Origin of the sequence: Sphingobium lactosutens (assembly GCF_013393185.1) — a bacterium.
Lineage (GTDB): Bacteria > Pseudomonadota > Alphaproteobacteria > Sphingomonadales > Sphingomonadaceae > Sphingobium > Sphingobium lactosutens_A.
Map to the genome: position 1 here is coordinate 276,735 of NZ_QJQX01000054.1, position 19,247 is coordinate 295,981.

The window sequence follows — 19,247 nt, forward strand, 5'->3', positions numbered from 1 at the left end:
GGTCTTCATCCTACAGCTGAAAATTCTCGCCCAGATAGAGGCGACGGACGTCCGCATTGGCGACCAGTTCGGTCGGGTTGCCGGCAAATAGCACCTGACCGCCGTAGATGATGCAGGCGCGGTCGACGATTTCCAGCGTCTCGCGGACATTATGGTCGGTGATGAGGACGCCGATGCCGCGCGTCTTCAAATCCTTCACCAGATCGCGAATGTCGGCGATGGAGAGCGGGTCGATGCCGGCAAAGGGTTCGTCGAGCAGCACGATCGAGGGATTGGCGGCGAGCGCGCGGGCAATTTCGCAGCGGCGGCGCTCACCGCCCGACAGCGCCATGGCGGATGAATCGCGCAGCCGGGCAAGGCCGAATTCGTCGAGCAGCTGTTCGAGCCGGGCGGCGCGGGCATCCTTGTCCGGCTCGGCCAGTTCCAGCACCGCGCTGATATTCTGCGCGACGCTCAGCCCCCGGAAGATCGAGGTTTCCTGTGGGAGATAGCCAAGGCCCAGGATCGAGCGACGATACATGGGGAGACCGGTGATATCCTGCCCGTCGAGCACGATGCGGCCGCGATCGGGGCGGACGAGACCCATGACCGAATAGAAGCAGGTCGTCTTGCCCGCGCCGTTCGGGCCGAGCAGGCCGACCACTTCGCCCTTGCCCACGGTCAGCGACACGTCCGACAGGACGACGCGCTTGTCATAGCTTTTGGCGATCGAGATGACCGACAGGCCATCGCCCACTTCCTTGGGAGCGGGGGGCTGGGCCGCATTCGGCCGGTCCGGGGCGGTCACGTCGTGCATCCTGTCATTCCTTGCGGGCCATTGGCGACACGCGGGGGTAAATTGGCAGCCCGAAGGCGGTTGGCAAGCTTTGTGCATGCTAATGCCGTGGGAGCAAGGAGAAAATGGGTGGGCTGTGGTTGCGGCGGGGCGCCTCACCGAACCGGCAGGGCGGTTTCATATTTGGTGGTGGAGAGCGCGAATTGGGAGGAGGCGCCCGCGACCGAGGGATGTTTGAGCAGGGTGCGCATCAGGAAATGCTCATAGTCCGCGACGTCCGAGGCAACGACGCGGAGCAGATAGTCCCACTCGCCCGACATGGAATAGCATTCCATCACCTGCGCGTGGCCGCGCACGAAATCCTCGAACGCGGCGATCGCTTCGCCGGAAAATTCCTTCATGCGGACATGGCAGAGCACGGTGACGCCCTGGCCGAGGCCGCGCGGATCGGCGAGCCAGACGGCGCGGCGGAGGATGCCCTGGTCCTGGAGCGCGCGGACGCGTCGCCAGCAGGAGGGGCCGGTGCTGCCGACCCGTTCGGCCAGGTCGGCATTGCTGAGCGTGGCGTCGCGCTGAAGCTCGGTCAGGATGCGGCGGTCGAGCGGGTCCAGGGTGAGAAGATCGGTCATGAAATCAGTATATCATGAAAAATATAGTCGATCATCAGGCATGATCGTTTCATTTTGAAAAGCATTTTCGCGGATTCTTTGCGACCATCGCCCGCATGGAGAAGGACGCCGCTATTCGTCCCGCCCATGCGGCGGAAGACTGGACGATCCCGCAGGACTGGGACCGCTATGATGCGGCCGACCATGCCATGTGGGACCGGCTGTTCGAGCGGCAGTCGCGCATGCTGGAGGGGCGGGTCGTGCCCGAATTCCTTGCCGGTCTTGACATATTGCGGATGGACCGGCCGGGCATCCCCGATTTTCGGGCGCTCAACGCGCGGCTGACGGCGGCGACCGGCTGGCAGGTGGTCGCGGTGCCGGGGCTGGTGCCCGACCGGCTGTTCTTCGATCATCTCGCCAATCGCCGCTTTCCCGCCGGGCGCTTCATCCGCACGCCCGAACAGGAAGATTATCTGGAGGAGCCGGATATCTTCCACGACGTGTTCGGCCATGTGCCCTTGCTCGCGAACCCGGTCTTTGCCGATTATATGGAAGCCTATGGGCGCGGCGGGCTGCGTGCGGACGGGCTGGGCGCGATCGAGAAGCTGGCGCGGCTTTATTGGTATACGGTCGAGTTCGGGCTGATCGACACGGCGGAGGGGCTGCGGCTCTATGGCGCGGGAATCGTGTCGTCCAACGCCGAATCGCATTTCGCGCTGGAAGACCCATCACCCAACCGGATCGGCTTCGACCTGCGGCGGATCATGCGCACGCGATACAAGATCGACGATTTCCAGCAGAGCTATTTCGTCATCGACAGTTTCGAGCATCTGCTGGCGCAGACTACGGGGACCGACTTTGCGCCGCTTTATGCCGAGCTGGCCGGGCTGCCCGATCTCGACACCGACACCATCCTGCCGGGCGACCGCGTGCTGACGCGCGGCACCCAGGCCTATGCGAACAAGAAGGAAGAGGAAGTTTCATGACCGTCGCGGAAAACCCCCTGGGCCTGAACGGCTTCGAGTTCGTCGAGTTCACCTCGCCCGACCCGGAGGCGATGGCGGCGCAGTTTATGGCGCTGGGCTTCACCCCGACGCACCGCCATCCGAGCAAGAATATCACCCGCTTCAAGCAGGGGCGGATCAACCTGATGCTGAACCGCGACGATGCGGGTCGGGTCGCGGCGTTCCGTGGCGTGCACGGGCCGTCGGCGAGCGCGATGGCGTTCCGTGTTGCGGACCCGGAAGCGGCATTGAAATGGGCGCTCGCGAATGGCGGCAAGGCGACCGAGGAGGATGACACCGTCATCGAGGGGATCGGCGGCGCCTATCTCTATTTCATCGAGGATGGCGCGGACCTCTATGCCGACTGGGCCGAGTTCCCCGGCTGGCGGGAGCAGGAAGCGGCGAACGCTGTCGGCCTCGACCTGCTGGATCACCTCACGCACAATGTCCGGCGCGGGCAGATGCGGGTGTGGAGCGAATTCTACCGCACCCTGTTCGGCTTCGAGGAGCAGAAATTCTTCGACATCAAGGGCAAGGCGACGGGCCTGACCAGCCAGGCGATGATCGCGCCCGACAAGGCGATCCGCATCCCGCTGAACGAGAGCCAGGACGACAAGAGCCAGATCGAGGAATTCATCCGCGACTATCATGGCGAGGGCATCCAGCATCTCGCGCTGACTACCGACAATATCTACGACACGGTCGAGCGGCTGCGGGCGCGGGGCGTGCGGTTGCAGGACACGATCGAAACCTATTATGAACTGGTCGACAAGCGCGTGCCCGGCCATGGCGAGGATCTGGAGCGGCTCAAGAAGAACCGCATCCTGATCGACGGCGATGTCGAGCAGGAGGGGATTTTGCTCCAGATCTTTACCGAGAATATGTTCGGGCCGATCTTCTTCGAGATCATCCAGCGCAAGGGCAATGAGGGCTTTGGCAACGGCAATTTCCAGGCGCTGTTCGAGAGCATCGAACTGGACCAGATCCGGCGCGGCGTCGTGAAGGTGGATGCGTAAGGAAGGAGGCGGGATGAATTATCTGCCCGGTTTCGCCAATCATCATGCGAGCGAGGCGGTGGCGGGCGCCTTGCCGCAGGGCCGCAATTCGCCGCAGCAGCCCGCCTTTGGCCTTTATGCCGAGCAGCTGTCGGGCACGGCCTTCACCGCGCCGCGTGCAGAGAACCGGCGCAGCTGGCTCTACCGGATGCGGCCGAGCGCGGGGCATCCGCCGTTCCGGCCCTATGGTGCCGAGACGCTGATCCGGTCGGGGCCGTTCGGGGACGTTCCGCCCTCGCCCAACCGGCTGCGCTGGAACCCGCTGCCCGACGCGGCGGGGGAGGGCGTGGATTTTATCGACGGGCTGGTGACGGTCGCGGGCAATGGCGATGTGGCGGCGGGCGTGGGCTGCGCCGTGCATCTCTATGCCGCGCGCCGGTCGATGGTCGATCGCGCCTTCTTTTCCGCCGATGGCGAGATGCTGATCCTGCCGCAGCAGGGCGCGCTGCGCATCGTCACGGAGATGGGCGTGATGGATGTTGCGCCCTTGCAGGTGGCGCTGGTGCCGCGCGGGGTACGCTTCCGGGTCGAACTGCCCGATGGCGCGGCGAGGGGCTATGTCTGCGAAAATTACGGGGCGCTGCTGCGTCTGCCCGAACTGGGACCGATCGGGTCGAACGGGCTTGCCAATGCGCGCGATTTCGAGACGCCGGTGGCGGCGTTCGAGGATGTCGAGCGGCCGACGCAGTTGGTGCAGAAATTTATGGGCCGCCTGTGGGAGAGCGAGATCGGCCATAGCCCGTTCGACGTGGTGGCCTGGCACGGCACTCTCGCGCCATGGCGCTACGACCTGACCCGGTTCAACGTGATGGGGACGGTGAGCTACGATCATCCCGACCCGTCCATCTTCACCGTGCTGACCAGTCCCAGCGATACACCCGGCACCGCGAACGCCGATTTCGTCATCTTCCCGCCGCGCTGGATGGTGGCGGAGGAGACGTTCCGGCCGCCCTGGTTCCATCGCAATATCATGAGCGAATATATGGGACTGCTCCACGGCGCCTATGACGCCAAGGCGGGCGGCTTTGCGCCGGGGGGCGGGAGTCTGCACAATATGATGGGCGCGCATGGGCCGGACGTGGACAGCTGGGGCAAGGCGAGCGCGGCGGCGCTGGCGCCGCAGAAGATAGAGGAGACGATGGCCTTCATGATCGAGAGCCGATACCCCTTCCACCCGACCCGCTGGGCGATGGAGACGCCGTTGTTGCAGGACGATTATGACGATTGCTGGCAGGGCTTTCCCAAGGCGGAGCTGCCGCGATGAGCTGGTGGAGTGTGGACGCGACGCATGACCCGGAGCGCGCCAGCTGGGTCGAGAGCGCGCAGGGGCATGGCGATTTTCCGGTGCAGAACCTGCCCTTCGGCATCTTCTCGATCGAGGGCGGGCATCCGCGCGCGGGCGTGGCGATCGGCGACAAGATACTGGACCTGTTCGCCTGCGCCAGCGCGGAGCTGTTGCTGGCGGACGTGGCGCCGCTCTGCGCCGGGGAGACATTGAATGCGCTGATGGCGCTGCCGGGGGAGGCGCGGCGCGCGCTGCGGCATCGGCTGAGCGATCTTCTGTCCGATCCGGCGCATCGGGCGCGGGTGGAGCCGATGCTGCTGGATGCGGCGGACTGCGTGATGCACCTGCCCGCGCGGATCGGCGATTATAGCGACTTCTATGTCGGCATTCACCACGCCAATAATATCGGCCGCCAGTTCCGGCCCGACAATCCGCTGCTGCCCAATTATAAATATGTGCCGATCGGCTATCATGGCCGGGCGTCGTCGGTGCGGCCGTCGGGCGAGCCGCTGGTGCGGCCATGGGGACAGCGCAAGCCGCCCGAAGCTGATGCACCGGTCTTCGGTCCGTCGGCGCGGCTCGACTATGAGCTGGAACTGGGCGTGTGGGTGGGGCCGGGCAATGACCTTGGCACGCCGATTCCGATCGGGGCGGCGGCGGAGCATATCGCCGGCTTCTGCCTGCTCAACGACTGGTCGGCGCGCGATTTCCAGGCGTGGGAATATCAGCCGCTGGGGCCGTTTCTGGCGAAGAATTTCCAGTCGACCGTCTCGCCCTGGGTGGTGACGCCCGAAGCGCTCGCGCCCTTCCGCATCGCCCAGCCGGCGCGGCCGCAGGGCGATCCCGCGCCGCTGCCTTATCTGCACGATGGCGACGATCAGGCCCATGGCGCGCTGGGGCTGGTGCTGGAGGTTGACCTGACCAGCGCGGCAATGCGGGCGGCGGGGCATGCCCCGCTGCGGCTGAGCCGGGGACCGGCGAGCAACATGTATTGGACGGTGCAGCAGATCGTGACCCACCATGCGTCCAATGGCTGCAACCTCCAGCCCGGCGATCTGCTCGGCACCGGCACCATTTCCGCGCCGGAGCGCGAGGGCTATGGTAGCCTGATGGAACTGAGCAGCGGCGGGCGCGACCCGATCGCGCTGCCGGGCGGGGAGGTGCGCACCTTCCTGGAGGATGGCGACGAGGTGACGCTGCGCGCGCGTGGCGAGGCGGCGGGCGCGGTGCCGATAGGCTTTGGCGCATGTCAGGCGCGGGTCTTGGCGGCGCGGTGGGCTGAATCTGGGTGACGGAAGAAGAAGCAAACTTCCTCCACCTTCTTAAAGCGAGGTCGGTCCAAGGGGCGAGACGCGGATAGCGTAGCGCTTCCTGTTTCTCGACAAGCTCGGAACGAACGGGTCGAGCACAGTCATCCATTCCCGCCCGTGCCGGTTCAGAAGGCTTTTTCGGAGACGTGCATAACCCGTCAGCAACAGGTGCGCTTCTCGCTCCTGTTACGGATCATAGCGTCTTGCGGAGTGCAGGGTGAGAAGCGTCAGACCGGGTTGGAAACCAGTTCCAGTATCGGCCGGTTGACCGGCGTGCTCGCCGACAGGCCGGTTTCGGCGCGGCGGCGGAACTCGGCGGCCATTGCCTGATGCATCTTGCGTGCGGAAGCATCGTCGGTAGCGCCGGCAAGCTGCTCATGCATGCGCGCGCGCTCCAGGCATTCTGCGGAAGTAAGATCACTTGTCATGCCGAACTCCTGCCATGTCGCGGATGTCCTGCCAGCGCGTCACCCGCGGAAAAAGCGGGCAAATCTTATCGCCTCCGTAGGGAATTGGAAATGGAATCTTTGCCGCCGGTCGAAACCGCCCCGACCCCGCCACGCTTCATCGCAGCCAGTTGGACCGCGGCTGTCCGACATGGCTTTTGAGTTCCTTGCGCGTCTCGGCGTCGACTTCCTTCAGGGCGACTTCATAGCCCCATAAATCCGCCAGATTTTGCAATACCATAGTGGCGTCAGATGCTTCCAGCAGGACGCCGTCCACCACCGAATGCTCCACGATCAGCCGCCGGTCGCCGGCCAGATCGACATCGACGACCTGGATGTCCGGTTCCTGCCGTCCGATATCATATTCGCGTGCCAGCGCCCGGCGAATCCGGCGATAGCCGCGCTCGTCATGGATGGCGTCGACCCGCAATTCCGACTCGCTGGTGCGGTCGACGATGTTGAACAGTCGCCAGTGGCGGATCAGGTGCGGGCTGAGATATTGCGACACGAAGCTTTCGTCGCGATAATTGGCCCAGATGTCCTTGAGCACCTCGACAGGATCACCCGACCCGGCGATGTCGCCGAACCATTCGCGATCCTCCTCCGTCGGGGCGAGGCAGATGCGCTCGATGTCCGACATGATGCCGAAGCCCAGCGCATAGGGATTGAAGCCACCGAAATGGCCCGAATCATAGGTGGGCTGGTAGACGACATTGGTGTGCGACTGGAGAAATTCCATGAAGGCGCCGTCGGTCAGCAGGCCGCGCTCATGCAGCGTCGTCATGATGCGATAATGGGTGTAGGTCGCGCAGCCCTCGTTCATCGCCTTGGTCTGGCGCTGGGGGTAGAAATATTGGGAGATCAGGCGGACGATGCGCAGCACTTCCCGCTGCCAGCTATGCAGGCGCGGCCCGGTCTTTTCGAGGAAATAGAGGATATTTTCCTGCGGCAGGCCGAGCGCGGCGCGGCGCGCATCGCTGGGCACGGCGTCGGCGCGGGCGCCGACCGGGACGGTGCGCCAGAGATCGTCATAGATGCGGTCGCGATAGGCCTGTCGCTCCGCCTCGCGCGCCGCTTCGCTCTTTAGGTCGCGGGGGCGGACGCGGGGATAGCGGTGCACGCCCTGGTTCATCAGTGCATGGGCGGCGTCCAGCACGCGCTCGACCTCCAGCTGGCCATAACGCTCCTCGCACTGGGCGATATAGCGTTTGGCAAATTCCAGATAGTCGAGAATTCCCTCCGCATCGGTCCATTGGCGGAAAACATAGTTGTTCTTGAAGAAATGATTATGGCCGAAGGCGGCATGGGCAATGACAAGCGTCTGCATCGTCGCGCTGTTTTCCTGCATCAGATAGTTGATGCAGGGGTCGCTGTTGATCACCAGCTCATAGGCGAGGCCGCGACGTCCCTTGCGGTACATCATTTCATTAGTCACGAACTGCTTGCCGAAGGACCAATGTTTGTAGAAGAGCGGCATGCCGATCGACGAATAGGCGTCCAGCATCTGCTCGGCGCTGATGATCTCTATCTGGTTGGGATAGATGTTGAGCTTCATTTCCTGGAGCGCGATCGGCTCGATCGCGTCATGGATGCGGTTGATCAGCCCGAAATCCCAATCGCTGCCCGTAAACAGCGGCGCATCCGCCAGCCTGGCCGTCATCCGCTTTTCTCCGCCATGCCCTTGCGCTGGAACAGTTCGCGGAAGACCGGATAGATTTCCCGCCGGTGATGCACCTTGCGCATGACGAAGTTGCGATGCGCCTCGCTGACCGGGGCATAGGCCTGCCACAGGCCGGTGGTGGTGCCGACCATGTCGACATCGGCAAACTCCTCCCGCCCGACCTCCAGATAGGCGACATATTGGCAGAGCGGCAGGATATCGTCCTGCATCAGCGACACCACCCGGCCATTGTCCGACTGCATCGTGTCGCCGTCCGACGCTTGCGCCACATAGATGTTCCAGTCGTCGGGGCGATAGCGGTCCTTCACCACCTCCATCAGCTTGTCGAGCGCGCTCGATACCAAAGTGCCGCCGGTCACGGTGCTGTAGAAGAAGGTCTGCTCGTCCACCTCCGCCGCCCGGTCGGTATGGTGAATGAACACCACCTCGACATGTTCGTAGCAGCGGGTCAGGAACAAATGGAGCAGCGCGAAGAAGCGCTTGGCCAGATCCTTCATATGCTCCGTCATGGAGCCGGACACGTCCATCAGGCAGAACATCACCGCCTGCGCGACGGGCTTAGGCACCGTTTCGAACCGGCGGTAGCGCAGGTCGACCGGGTCGATATAGGCGATCAGGTTGCGGCGACGGATGATGTGCGAGCGCTCCTCGCGCAGCGCCTCCAGCCGCACGGCGTCGTCGGGCAAGGGCGGGGCGCGCGCCTCGATCTCGGCGATCTCCTCCTCGATCCGCTTGAGGTCGCCGCTGCTCGGCCGGCGCAGCGCCAGACGGCGGGACAGCGCCTTCTGCATGGTGCGCGGCACCGACAGGTTGGACGGGTTGCCCGCGGTCGAATAGCCTGCGCGGCGGATGCCGTCGACAGCGCCGCCGATCAGCCGGCGCTTGGCGAGGTCGGGCAGTTCCAGATCGTCGAGGAAGAGGTCGAGAAATTCCTCCCGGCTGAGCGCGAACTGGAAATCGTCATTGCCATCGCCTTGGCCCGCCTGCGATCCCGCGCCCGCGCCGCCATCGGGGCGCTTGATCCGGTCACCCTCCATATAGTCGCGATTGCCGGGGAAGACCCGCTCGCGATTGCCGCCCTGCGCGGCGCGGTGGAGGGTGGGTTCGTGGATCGCGTCGCGCTGGATGGTGATCTGGCCCTGCTTGTCCAGATCCTTTATGCTGCGGTCCTTCAGGCTGTCGCGCACTGCCTGCTGCACATAGGCCTTCGCCCGGCGCAGGAAACGCTGCCTGTTGACCAGGCTCTTGCCCCCCGGATTCAGTCGTCTGTCGACTATGTGCATGGTCGCGCCAGCTTGTTCCCGAAAAAGTCCGCCTCCGTCATCCGGCCTGCTTGACGCGGATATACCATTCGACCAGCCGCCTGACCTGTCGTTCGGTATAGCCCCGCTCGATCATGCGAGCGACGAATTCGTCATGCTTGGTCGCGGTTTCGCCATCCTTCTTCGACCCGAAGCTGATGACCGGCAGCAGATCCTCGACCTGGCTGAACATCCGCTTCTCGATCACCTCGCGGATCTTCTCATAGCTGGTCCAGCTGGGGTTGCGCCCATCATTACTGGCCCGCATGCGCAGCGCGAATTTCACCACCTCGTTGCGGAAATCCTTGGGATTGGCGATGCCGGCCGGCTTTTCGGTCTTGGACAGTTCCTGGTTGATGACTTCCCGGTCCATCAACTGGCCGGTGTCGGGATCCTTGAAGTCCAGATCCTCGATCCACGCATCGGCATAGGCGACATAGCGGTCGAACAGATTCTGGCCATAGTCGTTATAGGATTCCAGATAGGCTTTCTGGATCTCGTTGCCGATGAATTCGGCATAGCGCGGGGCCAGTTCGCCCTTGATGAACTCCAGATAGCGGGCTTCCACCTCGGCGGGGAATTGTTCCTGCCGCACCATCCCTTCCAGCACGTAGATGAGGTGGACCGGGTCGGCCGCGATCTCGATACTGTCATGGTTGAAGGTCGCCGACAGCGCCTTGAAGGCGAAGCGGGTGGAGGTGCCCGCCATCCCTTCGTCCACGCCGGCCGCGTCCTTATATTCCTGAAGGCTCTTCGCGCGCGGATCGATCTCGCGCAGCATTTCGCCATCATAGACGCGCATCTTGGAGTAGAGATTGCTGTTCTCATGCTCGCGCAGCCGGGTCAGGACCGAAAAGCGCGCCAGCATGTCCAATGTGCCGGGCGCACAGGGCGCCTTGCTGAGGTCCGATTCCCGTAGCAGCTTTTCATAGACCTGCCGTTCTTCGGTCGCCTGCAAAGAATAGGGCACCTTGATGACGTAGATGCGGTCGATAAAGGCTTCGTTATTCTTGTTGTTCTTGAAATTGGCCCATTCCGATTCATTGCTGTGGGCCATGATGATGCCATTATAGGGGATGGCGCCGATATTTTCCGTGCCGATATAATTGCCCTCCTGCGTCGCGGTCAGCAACGGGTGGAGCATCTTGATCGGCGCCTTGAACATCTCGACGAACTCCAGCATTCCCTGGTTCGCGCGGTTGAGGCCGCCCGAATAGCTGTAGGCGTCGGGATCGTTCTGCGAGAGCATTTCCAGCTTGCGGATGTCGACCTTGCCGACCAGCGAGCTGATGTCCTGGTTATTCTCGTCGCCCGGCTCGGTCTTGGCGATGGCGACCTGGCGCATGCGCGAGGGCATCATCCGCACCACCGAGAAGCGCGACAGGTCGCCGGCATATTCGTCCAGCCGCTTGCGGCACCAGGGGCTTATCATGCCCGTCAGGCGACGACGCGGGATCGCGTAATTTTCCTCGATGAAGTCGCCATGCGTGTCCGCGTCAAACAGGGCGAGCGGGCTTTCGAAGATCGGGCTAAGCTCGTCGCCCGCCTTCAGCACATAGATGGGGTGGACCTCCATCAGCGCCTTCAGCCGTTCGGCGAGCGAGGATTTGCCGCCGCCGACCGGGCCGAGCAGGTAGAGGATCTGCTTGCGCTCCTCCAGCCCCTGCGAGGCGTGGCGCAGGAAGCTGACGATATGTTCGATCGTCCCTTCCATGCCGTAGAAATTGGCGAAGCTGCGATAGCGGCGGATCGTCCGGTTCATGAAGATCCGGCCCAGTCGCTGATCGCGCGAGGTGTCGATGATTTCCGGTTCGCCGATGGCGGCGAGCAATCGTTCCGGAGCAGATGCGTGCATCAGGGGATCGCTGCGGCAACCCAGCAGATAATCCTCGATGGACATTTCGGCTTGCCGACGATCGTCGAACTTTGTTGCGAAGCTCGAAAACAGTTCATTTTTCGTCACTGGCGACTCCCGCCAAATACGCCATGAGGAGGACTATAATATGAAGCTGCCTGTAAAAACAGTGCAATACGACAGCGATACCGTAAAAATTTGTCGATAGGGCCAAAACGACACATATATCGCGGCCGAAATCTGCAAGCGATATGCCGATTAACTGGCGATGAACTTGGTGACTGGAAAAAAAGGGCGAAAATCATCGGGCAATACTAAAGCCTCGACAGATGGGCATGGCGCCGACATCGTCCCCCGGGGCGACGCACAGGTCGCCGCAATGATGCATAGTGTCATCAGTTGCGCTCATGGGGAAGGGGGTGGATGCCTGCCTGCCGAAAAGCTTCGCGCGATCAGGCCGCGATCATTCGGCATGCGGTTCGGCCGGACATTCTGTCGATCGGTCTGACGATCCGCAGAAGGTCAAACAGGCCGCCGTCCGGCCGCAGGACTCGGCGGCAGCGCGGATTTTCATGAACATGCGTTCATGTCCGATCGTCGAAAATCGGCGCATTCACGTCGAAAATCAGGTCAGGGTTCAGCCGGAATTCATCTGGCGATCCGGGCTGTGCCGGCCGTCAACCGTTCGCCTGACGACAGGCACAGCCGGACAGAATCGCTATTGTTCAAGCTCCATCGCTCGGCTTGGAACATTGCGGTTTTGTTAACTACAGGAGAATAATATGTCGCCGGCTCTGAAGAAAATCGCTCCCCTGAGCGTGATTTTGGTGGGTTCGCTGGCTCTGGGAGGCTGTGCCACCAAGGGTTTTGTACGCGAGCAGGTCGCCACCGTGAATCAGCGCGTCGATGCGCTGGAAACGAAATTGCAGACGACCGACAGCACCGCCCAGCAGGCGCTGGCCGAGGCGCAGTCCGCATCCGGTCAGGCGCAGAATAATGGCCAGCGTATCGACCAGCTCAACGGCCGTGTCGACGGCGTCGAACAGCGCATGCAGGAAGCTCAGCGCAAGCGCGCGCGCAACTGATTCCGCAGGACCGATAGACGCAAACCATGACCCCGCGTCGGCGCTGTTCCCCTTGGCGCCGATCCCTTTTCCCTGAGTGCCGTAAACGATGATCCCTGTTCTCCTTGCGCTGGCTGGACTTGCGCTGACCGCCACACCCGCCGGGGCGGCCGAAACCGTTCCGGCGGCTGAATCGTCGCAGGCCGATGGCGTGAAGGAGGGTGAATCCGCTCGCTCGGAGGATGCTGCGCGCGTTTCCGAATGGGTTGCGGCATCGGGGGACCATGGCAAGCTGCCCTATATCATCATCGACAAGAAGGCGGCGACCGCCTTCCTGTTCGATGCCACCGGCAAGTCGCTGGGGCATGCGCCGGTCCTGATCGGCATCGCCCCAGGCGACGAGGCCACGCCGGGAATCGGCAGCAAGAATCTGTCCGAGATCGGGCCTGCGGAGAAAACGACTCCCGCAGGCCGCTTCCTCGCGAAATTCGGCGTTGCGGCGGGGAAGCAGCAGGTCCTCTGGGTGGATTACGCCACGTCGGTGGCGCTGCATACCATCCCGCCGGGCAATCCGAAGGAAAAGCGGCGCGACCGGATGCTGTCGCCCACCGCCGATGACAATCGCATCACCTTCGGCTGCATCAACGTGCCCAAGCTCTTCTATGCGAAGAGCGTCAGCCCGTTGTTCCGGAAGAAGGGGGGCTATGTCTATGTGCTGCCCGACACCAAACCGCTGGAGGCGGTGTTCCCGCGCCTGCGGGTCCAGCCTTTCCTGAATGCGGCGGCTGCCGATGCGGCCAGGACGGCCAGCACAGATTAGGGCGGATTCGGTCAGATCGAAACGGTGCTGGCTTCAATTGCTTTTGTTTTCCGGGCGGGTGATTCTGCCCGCCTCGGAAACGCTCCAAAAAGGGACATAACCCGTGCGGGGTATTCAAGGCAGGATAGCGCCCTGATAGGGTCATTCTGCGACCCGAAGGATCGTCTTTGAGGCGACACTTCTTACTGGCCCGGCACGCTTCTGGCGTGTCGGGCTTTTTGCCTGCCATGCCTCTTCCGCCGTCCCCGGACTTCCGGCTCCGGCCTTCCGGCTCCGGCACGGCATCAGGCCGGTTCCGGCTCCCTTGCCGGGGCGAGCAAGGCGATGTCCGCCGATGTTGCGGTCCGGGCCAGCGACACCAGCGACCGGACGGCGAGCGCGGTAAAGGCAGGCATCTGGCCGGCCCAGGGCTTGCCATGGCCCAGAAAGAGCGTGGCGCCTTCCATCGTCGCACTGATGAACAGGGCGACGGTGCCTGCATCCTTGTGCGACAGGGTCGGATTGATCGCTGCAACATAGCCGCCGATCACTCCGTGAATCCGCTCGTGGAAGGCGCGGATGCGATCGGCGACAAAGGCGTTATGATTGGCCAGCGCCCATAATTCGGTGAAGAGATGGGTCGTGCGTTTCGACCCGATATCCTCAAGGCAGAGCGTGATGACCCGTTCCAGCCGCTCCTCGGCCGTCAGGCCGGGCCTGTTCACGACGCCATCGATCAGTGTTCCATAGCCGTCGACCAGTTCGTCCAGAAGCACCTGGATCAGCATGTCCTTGCGCGGAAAATGATAGCTGACATGGCCCACCTTCATGCCGCAGCGCGCGGCGATGCGACGGATGGTGAAGGCGTCCGCCCCTTCGTCGATCAGCACCTCCTGGGCCGCCTTCAAAATGGCGTCGACCGTTTCGGTGCCCCTGGCATAGATGCCGGGACGGGCAGGGGCGAGCATCTGCGTCATCGGACCTGGAGCGGGCTGTATCACTCCTTCGACGTGATGGCCATAAAAGATGGGCCGAAGATGGCGGGTTGTGGCCGGCCGTTCGTTATCTATTCCCCAAATAATTTGAATTCGGCGAGGCGGGTGGCCTTGCCCCTGGGCTGCCGGAACAGCAGCCGGACCCTGGCGGTCTGCAGTCGCGGCCAGCGGACGTCCGTCACGCCGTTGGCGATCGGGCTGCCCTTCGGGTTCGCAATGTCGCGCCAGTCGCCGTCGACCCACGCCTGGAGGCGGTAGCTTTGCGGCACGGCGAAGCCCTTGCCATCGGCGAAGAAGGCGAGTTCGGCGCGGGCGAGGCCGACCGGCTTGCCCAGGTCGATCGCATACCATTGCTCGGCCGGGGAGGGGGCGGAGGACCAGCCATTGGGCAGTTCGGGGAAGAACCAAACGCGGCCGTCGATCGCGTCATGGACATTTTCGACGTCGGCGTTGCTGGAGGCCGATCCCATCGGGTACTGCCCGCGCACCAGTTGCACGGCCCGGTTGATCGGGCGCTGGATCGCGGGCGTGGCGGCGCGTGATACACGCACCTCGACGCGGCCGAGCGTCTCGCGGCGGGCGACTTCCCTGCCGTCGACGTCGATGACGAGGCCCTTGCCGCGCTTATAGTGGCTGCCGTCCGCGTCCCATGTCACGGCGACCTTGTGGCCATGATAGGGCACATCCTGCACCCGGAACCAGCCGAGGGCCTGGCTGTCGCCGGCGTCGGGGATCAGCGGGTTCACCTCCAGCACATCGTCGGCGCGCGGGCGGATGCCGACCAGCCCGGTCAGGATCAGGTCGTTGAAGCCGGAATGGAAATAATGATGGCTGCGGTCGAGGCCGACGATCGGCTTGCCGGTTTCGGGATGATAATCCTCCTCGATGTCGATGCGATCCCCCTGATAGTGGAGCGCGGCATATTGGCGCAGCAGGCGCATATAGGCACTGCGCGTGACCGGACCGGTTGCCTTGGCATGGTCGAGCAGGTTGGCCATGCCATGCAGCACCTGCGTCGTCTGATAGGGCCAGATCGGGCCGTTCCACTGGCATTCCGGGTCTTTGCCGAGATAGCGATACTGCCGCATATAATATTCGTAGCTGGCCTCGACCGTGCGCATGCCCGCCTTGCCGGCGAGCGAGGCGGGGTCGAGCAGATGGGTCCAGGCCTGCGCATATTTCGCATCGTCGGGGACGAGGTCGAACATCCAGGGCAGATAGCCGACCAGTTCGCGGTTGCGGATCGGATCCCAGTAATTGACGAATTCATTCTTGCGCGACTGGTGGCGGTCGATGAAGTGGGTGAGCCTGTCGCTCCAGAGATCGGTCAGGACGTGCTTTTGCAGGGCGTCGGCGCGGGCGGCATAGCCGACGGCCATCGCCTTGTTGCCCGCCAGCTCCGCCATTTTAGACAAAGCGCGGGCATTGGCGAACATATAGCTGTTGACCGAGGGGCGGAAGGCGTCGCCGCCGCGGAACCCGTCCTTGCCGCCCGATGCGTCGATCGAGGAGACGGTATATTCGGTGGCGTCGAGTAGCGGCTCCACGAAATACAGCCCCTTGTCGAAGTCATATTTGTCGTCCCACAGGCGATAGATATGGTTCATGACCGACAGATGTTCGATTGCATCGGCCCGGTCGCCGTCGACGAGGTAACGGCCCCAGACGCTGTCCGCCATATGATCGGTGAAGTGGCGGTCGTTGCCGCCGCTGCGATACATGAAATTGATATAGTCGTCGGTGAAGCGCCTGTCGTTGAGCCAGCGCCCTTCGCCGATATGGAAGCCGCTGGCGTCGTTCAGGCTGGCATAGGGATGGCGCTGCCAGTCGACATCGTCGAAAAATTCGGTGGTGATATAGCCTTCTTCGCCCAGGTCGCGCTGATGCCCGCGGAAGACCTGCCAGCGATAATAATAGACGGCGTCGATCTTCGGATCGGCGGATTCGAAGAAGGGAATGCGGTCGCGATACCAAGCGGCGTCATTGCCGAAGCGCCGGGCGGCGATCGCGTCTTTTTCCATGGCCGGGGGAGGCGAGGCAGCGCCGATCCCGATCATGGCGGCTCCCGCCAGCAGCAGCATCCTTATCGCGCGCATCCTTCGTCCTCCCTGTCATTCACAAACAAATATGGCGGCCGATCCGGGACTTGGAGAGACATCCCGGAACGGCCGCCATGGAAATGGCGCGCAGTGAGGAGACACCGCGCGCCATCGGGCACCTTTAGAAGCGGAAACGCGCACCGAACTCGAAGGTCCGGTCATAAGTACGCGTGTCGCGCGGCGTATCGGTATACACGCCGGTCAGAGAATTCAGTCCCTTGAACCGGTCCTGATAGGTCCGGTCGGTGATGTTGGTCGCATCGAAGGTCAGCGTGATCGCGGGTGTCAGGTCATAGCTCGCCGAGAAGTCCAGCTGGCCGGTCGGATCGGCGACGATGGTGCTCGCCTGCAAACCGCCGGAATTGTAGCTGTCAACGAAGCTGGAGCGCCAGTTATAGGCCAGACGTGCCGAAATGCCGTACTTTTCGTAGATCGCCACCACATTGTAGGAATATTTCGAGACGTTCACGATCCGCTGCTTGCCGCCGTTGATCGGGTCCTCGGTCTTGCCGATCGTGTAGGTGCCGTTCAGCTGCGCACCCAGGCCGCTCAGCGCGCCCGGCAGGAAGTCGAAGAACTGCTGATAGGCAAGCTCGACGCCCTTCAGCGAACCCGAGCCGGTGTTGCGCGGACGGTTCACCAGCCAGGTATCACCCAGATATTCCTCGGGCTGCGAATAGGTCTGAATATAACCCTTGATCTTACGATAGAAGCCGGCGGCCGTGATCGATGAATTGCGGCTCGGATAATATTCCAGCGTGATGTCATAGGCGTCCGACTTGATCGGCGTGAGAGCAGGGTTGCCGCCGCCGCCGGTGCCGGCATAGCCTTGATTGCCGGTCGAGCCGCTAGGCACATAGGTGACGAGCGGGTTGAGGTCGGCAAAGTTCGGGCGGGTGATCGTCTTGCCGGCGGCGAGGCGCAGCTGGAGATTGTCCATCAGGCCGAAGCGGGCGTTGATGCTCGGCAGCGCGTTCAGATAATTCTGGCGGCTGTCGACACCATTGCCGGTCAGGGCGGTCACGGTGTTGACGACGCGAACGCCGAAGACGCCATCGACCGGCACCGAGCCGAGATCGAAGCGATAACCGGCCTGCGCGTAGAAGGCATAGGTCTTTTCGAGGTCGAAGAAGGCCAGATTGGGTTCGAATGGACGATCGCCGACGGCCTGGCCGAACCAGCCGCGCACCGTATCGCTATTGTCGAGCAGATAGTCGCCATTGGCATCGAGGAATTGGCCAATGCCGACCCTGCCCTTGACGAGGCCATTGGGCGACAGATCCCAGAATTCGCCTGGCAGGGTGCTGACCAGAACCGGATTGGTCGCCGCAATGGGGATGGACGCGGTTGCCTGCGAGGTCACGCGACGGTTGGTATAACGCGCGCCGATCTTGAAGTTCGACAGGAAGCCGTCGTCGAACTTGTGCTCGACATCGCCACGCCAGGCCCACTGGCGGCTGACGGCAACACTGTGATTGTCGAACAAGGTGCGCAGGGTGAATGCCGACGGATCGGTCAGGTCCACGCCTTGAATGTCGATCTGCGGCGTGCCGCCCTTGTCGAAATTATAGACGGCCGTGGGCGCGTTGAACGACGTGTCGACGATCATGTTGCGGTTGGGCAGGCGGCTGCGATTATAGGTCAGCTCCGACGACAGGGTCGTGTTGTCGTCGGTCGTATATTTGACGCCACCATTGATCTGATAGGTGGTCGTCTTGTCCTCATATGCCTGGTTGCTGGTGATGGTGTAGGCGTTCTCGACTGTTACGCCATTGGCCAGAGCCGGATAATCCGGGTTGGGCGTGATCGATGTGACGTTACCCGCCTTGGGGAGGCCGACGAAGAAGTCGGTGTCGTAGCGGTTCTTATATTGGGTGTAGAGCGCATCGACATAGAATTCGAGATTGGCGGCCGGACGCCACTGTACCGACGCATTATAGGCGGTGCGGCGACGGTCGCCCTGAGTGTAGAGGCCGCCGACCGTGTCCGGGACGCCGATCTGGTTGCCGCTATTCGGGTCGGCGATCGGGTTCGACACGAAATCGAACGCGGTATTGTCTTCATAGCGACGGCGATTGTGCGAGGCGGACAGCATGATGCCGATTTCGCCGATCGACGTATCCCAGCGATTGCTGACCAGAGCGCTGCCGAGATAGCCCCATTTGCCGGCCTGATCGCTGTAGACGGCGCGGCCGCCGCCTGCGACCTGGAAGCCGTCAAAGTCGAAGGGACGGCGCAGGCGTACATCGATGACACCGGCGACGCCACCTTCCACCAGGTCGGGCGTGCTGGTCTTGTAGACATCGACGCCCGCGAGCAGTTCGGCCGGAATGTCCTGAAGGGCGATACCGCGGCCAGTGCCGGTAAAGGCCTCGCGGCCGTTCAACAATGTCGCGGTGTTGGGCAGACCGCGGATCAGCACCGTGCCGGCTTCACCGCCAGCACGCGTCACCTGAATACCGGTAACGCGCTGAAGCGCGTCGGACACGGTGTTGTCCGGCAGCTTGCCGATATCCTGCGCTACGATCGAATCGACGATCTGGACGGAATTCTGCTTGATACGCTGTGCGGTGGCGAGAGAAGCCCGGACACCGGTGACGACGATGTCGGCAGGTTCGTCGCTCTGTGGTGCGGCGGTGGCCGCATCCTGTGCGTGGGCGGCGCCCGACAGCATCAGTGCGAACATGGAAGCGGAAGCGAGTGCGACCGGCTTGAAAGCCATTTGGATATCCTCCCCTGGGGCTGGCGCGGTTACGCCATGCGTGAATTACTCGGACTAATTATTGCTCCGACAAATGAATCGCAAGCGTAAAATTGGGGCTTGGTCCCACAAAATGGGATACTTGTGACATTTATGCTGCATGTCGAGAGAATGGCCGTTGCGTAGCGTGAATCTGTCCAATTTATAGGCAAGGGGCCGTCCGCACGATGGCGAACGGCCCCATTCTTCTTGTCAAATTGTCGGACTTG

General features: G+C 62.7%; 15 protein-coding genes. 6 read left to right on the forward strand and 9 right to left on the reverse strand.

Annotation, left to right across the window (positions count from 1 at the left end; all coding sequences use genetic code 11):
• Positions 1 to 10 precede the first annotated feature (10 nt).
• Together lptB and DM806_RS15285 are read right to left on the reverse strand one after the other, a co-directional pair.
• Positions 11 to 796, reverse strand: a complete 786-nt coding sequence (gene lptB, locus DM806_RS15280) for an LPS export ABC transporter ATP-binding protein (protein WP_179044030.1) — start codon at positions 794 to 796, stop codon at positions 11 to 13.
• Positions 797 to 930: 134 nt separating this feature from the next.
• Complete coding sequence (locus DM806_RS15285; protein WP_179044031.1) at positions 931 to 1,404, reverse strand: Lrp/AsnC family transcriptional regulator; 474 nt, start codon at positions 1,402 to 1,404, stop codon at positions 931 to 933.
• 95 nt (positions 1,405 to 1,499) lie between these two features.
• Here DM806_RS15285 and phhA point away from each other — a divergent pair, with 95 nt between their 5' ends.
• From phhA to fahA, 4 genes are read left to right on the forward strand one after another with little or no spacing between them, the layout of a single operon-like run.
• On the forward strand, positions 1,500 to 2,369 hold the full coding sequence (phhA, locus tag DM806_RS15290) for a phenylalanine 4-monooxygenase (RefSeq protein WP_179044032.1): 870 nt from the start codon (positions 1,500 to 1,502) through the stop codon (positions 2,367 to 2,369).
• Positions 2,366 to 3,403 carry a 4-hydroxyphenylpyruvate dioxygenase gene (gene hppD / locus DM806_RS15295; protein WP_179044033.1) on the forward strand — a complete coding sequence of 346 codons (1,038 nt, stop codon included), beginning with the start codon at positions 2,366 to 2,368 and terminating at the stop codon, positions 3,401 to 3,403. Before phhA ends, hppD begins: the two co-directional genes overlap by 4 nt.
• A 13-nt stretch (positions 3,404 to 3,416) precedes the next feature.
• On the forward strand, positions 3,417 to 4,706 hold the full coding sequence (hmgA, locus tag DM806_RS15300; protein WP_179044034.1) for a homogentisate 1,2-dioxygenase: 1,290 nt from the start codon (positions 3,417 to 3,419) through the stop codon (positions 4,704 to 4,706).
• Positions 4,703 to 6,019, forward strand: a complete 1,317-nt coding sequence (gene fahA / locus DM806_RS15305) for a fumarylacetoacetase (RefSeq protein ID WP_179044035.1) — start codon at positions 4,703 to 4,705, stop codon at positions 6,017 to 6,019. Before hmgA ends, fahA begins: the two co-directional genes overlap by 4 nt.
• Positions 6,020 to 6,264: 245 nt before the next feature.
• On the opposite strand, the gene DM806_RS15310 is transcribed toward fahA, so the two are convergent.
• From DM806_RS15310 to DM806_RS15325, 4 genes are all read right to left on the reverse strand, one after another.
• Complete coding sequence (locus tag DM806_RS15310; RefSeq protein WP_179044036.1) at positions 6,265 to 6,465, reverse strand: hypothetical protein; 201 nt, start codon at positions 6,463 to 6,465, stop codon at positions 6,265 to 6,267.
• Between the two features lie 136 nt (positions 6,466 to 6,601).
• Positions 6,602 to 8,143: a SpoVR family protein gene (locus DM806_RS15315; RefSeq protein WP_179044037.1), complete on the reverse strand. Its 1,542-nt coding sequence runs from the start codon at positions 8,141 to 8,143 to the stop codon at positions 6,602 to 6,604.
• A complete protein-coding gene (locus DM806_RS15320) occupies positions 8,140 to 9,447 on the reverse strand; it encodes a YeaH/YhbH family protein (RefSeq protein WP_179044038.1) in 1,308 nt (435 codons plus the stop codon). Before DM806_RS15320 ends, DM806_RS15315 begins: the two co-directional genes overlap by 4 nt.
• A 37-nt stretch (positions 9,448 to 9,484) precedes the next feature.
• Entirely contained in the window at positions 9,485 to 11,428 is a 1,944-nt protein-coding gene (locus DM806_RS15325) for a PrkA family serine protein kinase (protein WP_179044039.1), read from the reverse strand.
• A gap of 674 nt (positions 11,429 to 12,102) precedes the next feature.
• Between DM806_RS15325 and DM806_RS15330 the strand changes: the two genes are divergently transcribed.
• Positions 12,103 to 12,405 carry a hypothetical protein gene (locus tag DM806_RS15330; RefSeq protein WP_179044040.1) on the forward strand — a complete coding sequence of 101 codons (303 nt, stop codon included), beginning with the start codon at positions 12,103 to 12,105 and terminating at the stop codon, positions 12,403 to 12,405.
• Positions 12,406 to 12,493: 88 nt separating this feature from the next.
• A complete protein-coding gene (locus DM806_RS15335; RefSeq protein ID WP_179044041.1) occupies positions 12,494 to 13,204 on the forward strand; it encodes a hypothetical protein in 711 nt (236 codons plus the stop codon).
• Positions 13,205 to 13,488: 284 nt separating this feature from the next.
• Here DM806_RS15335 and DM806_RS15340 read toward each other — a convergent pair whose 3' ends face one another.
• The 3 genes from DM806_RS15340 to DM806_RS15350 all read right to left on the reverse strand — a co-directional run bounded on the left by DM806_RS15340 (position 13,489) and on the right by DM806_RS15350 (position 18,999).
• Positions 13,489 to 14,160 (reverse strand): TetR/AcrR family transcriptional regulator, encoded by a 672-nt coding sequence (locus DM806_RS15340; protein WP_256869332.1) that lies wholly within the window; start codon positions 14,158 to 14,160, stop codon positions 13,489 to 13,491.
• 89 nt (positions 14,161 to 14,249) lie between these two features.
• Entirely contained in the window at positions 14,250 to 16,274 is a 2,025-nt protein-coding gene (locus tag DM806_RS15345; RefSeq protein WP_179044042.1) for an MGH1-like glycoside hydrolase domain-containing protein, read from the reverse strand.
• A gap of 124 nt (positions 16,275 to 16,398) precedes the next feature.
• Entirely contained in the window at positions 16,399 to 18,999 is a 2,601-nt protein-coding gene (locus DM806_RS15350) for a TonB-dependent receptor (protein WP_179044043.1), read from the reverse strand.
• Between the last annotated feature and the right edge of the window lie 248 nt (positions 19,000 to 19,247).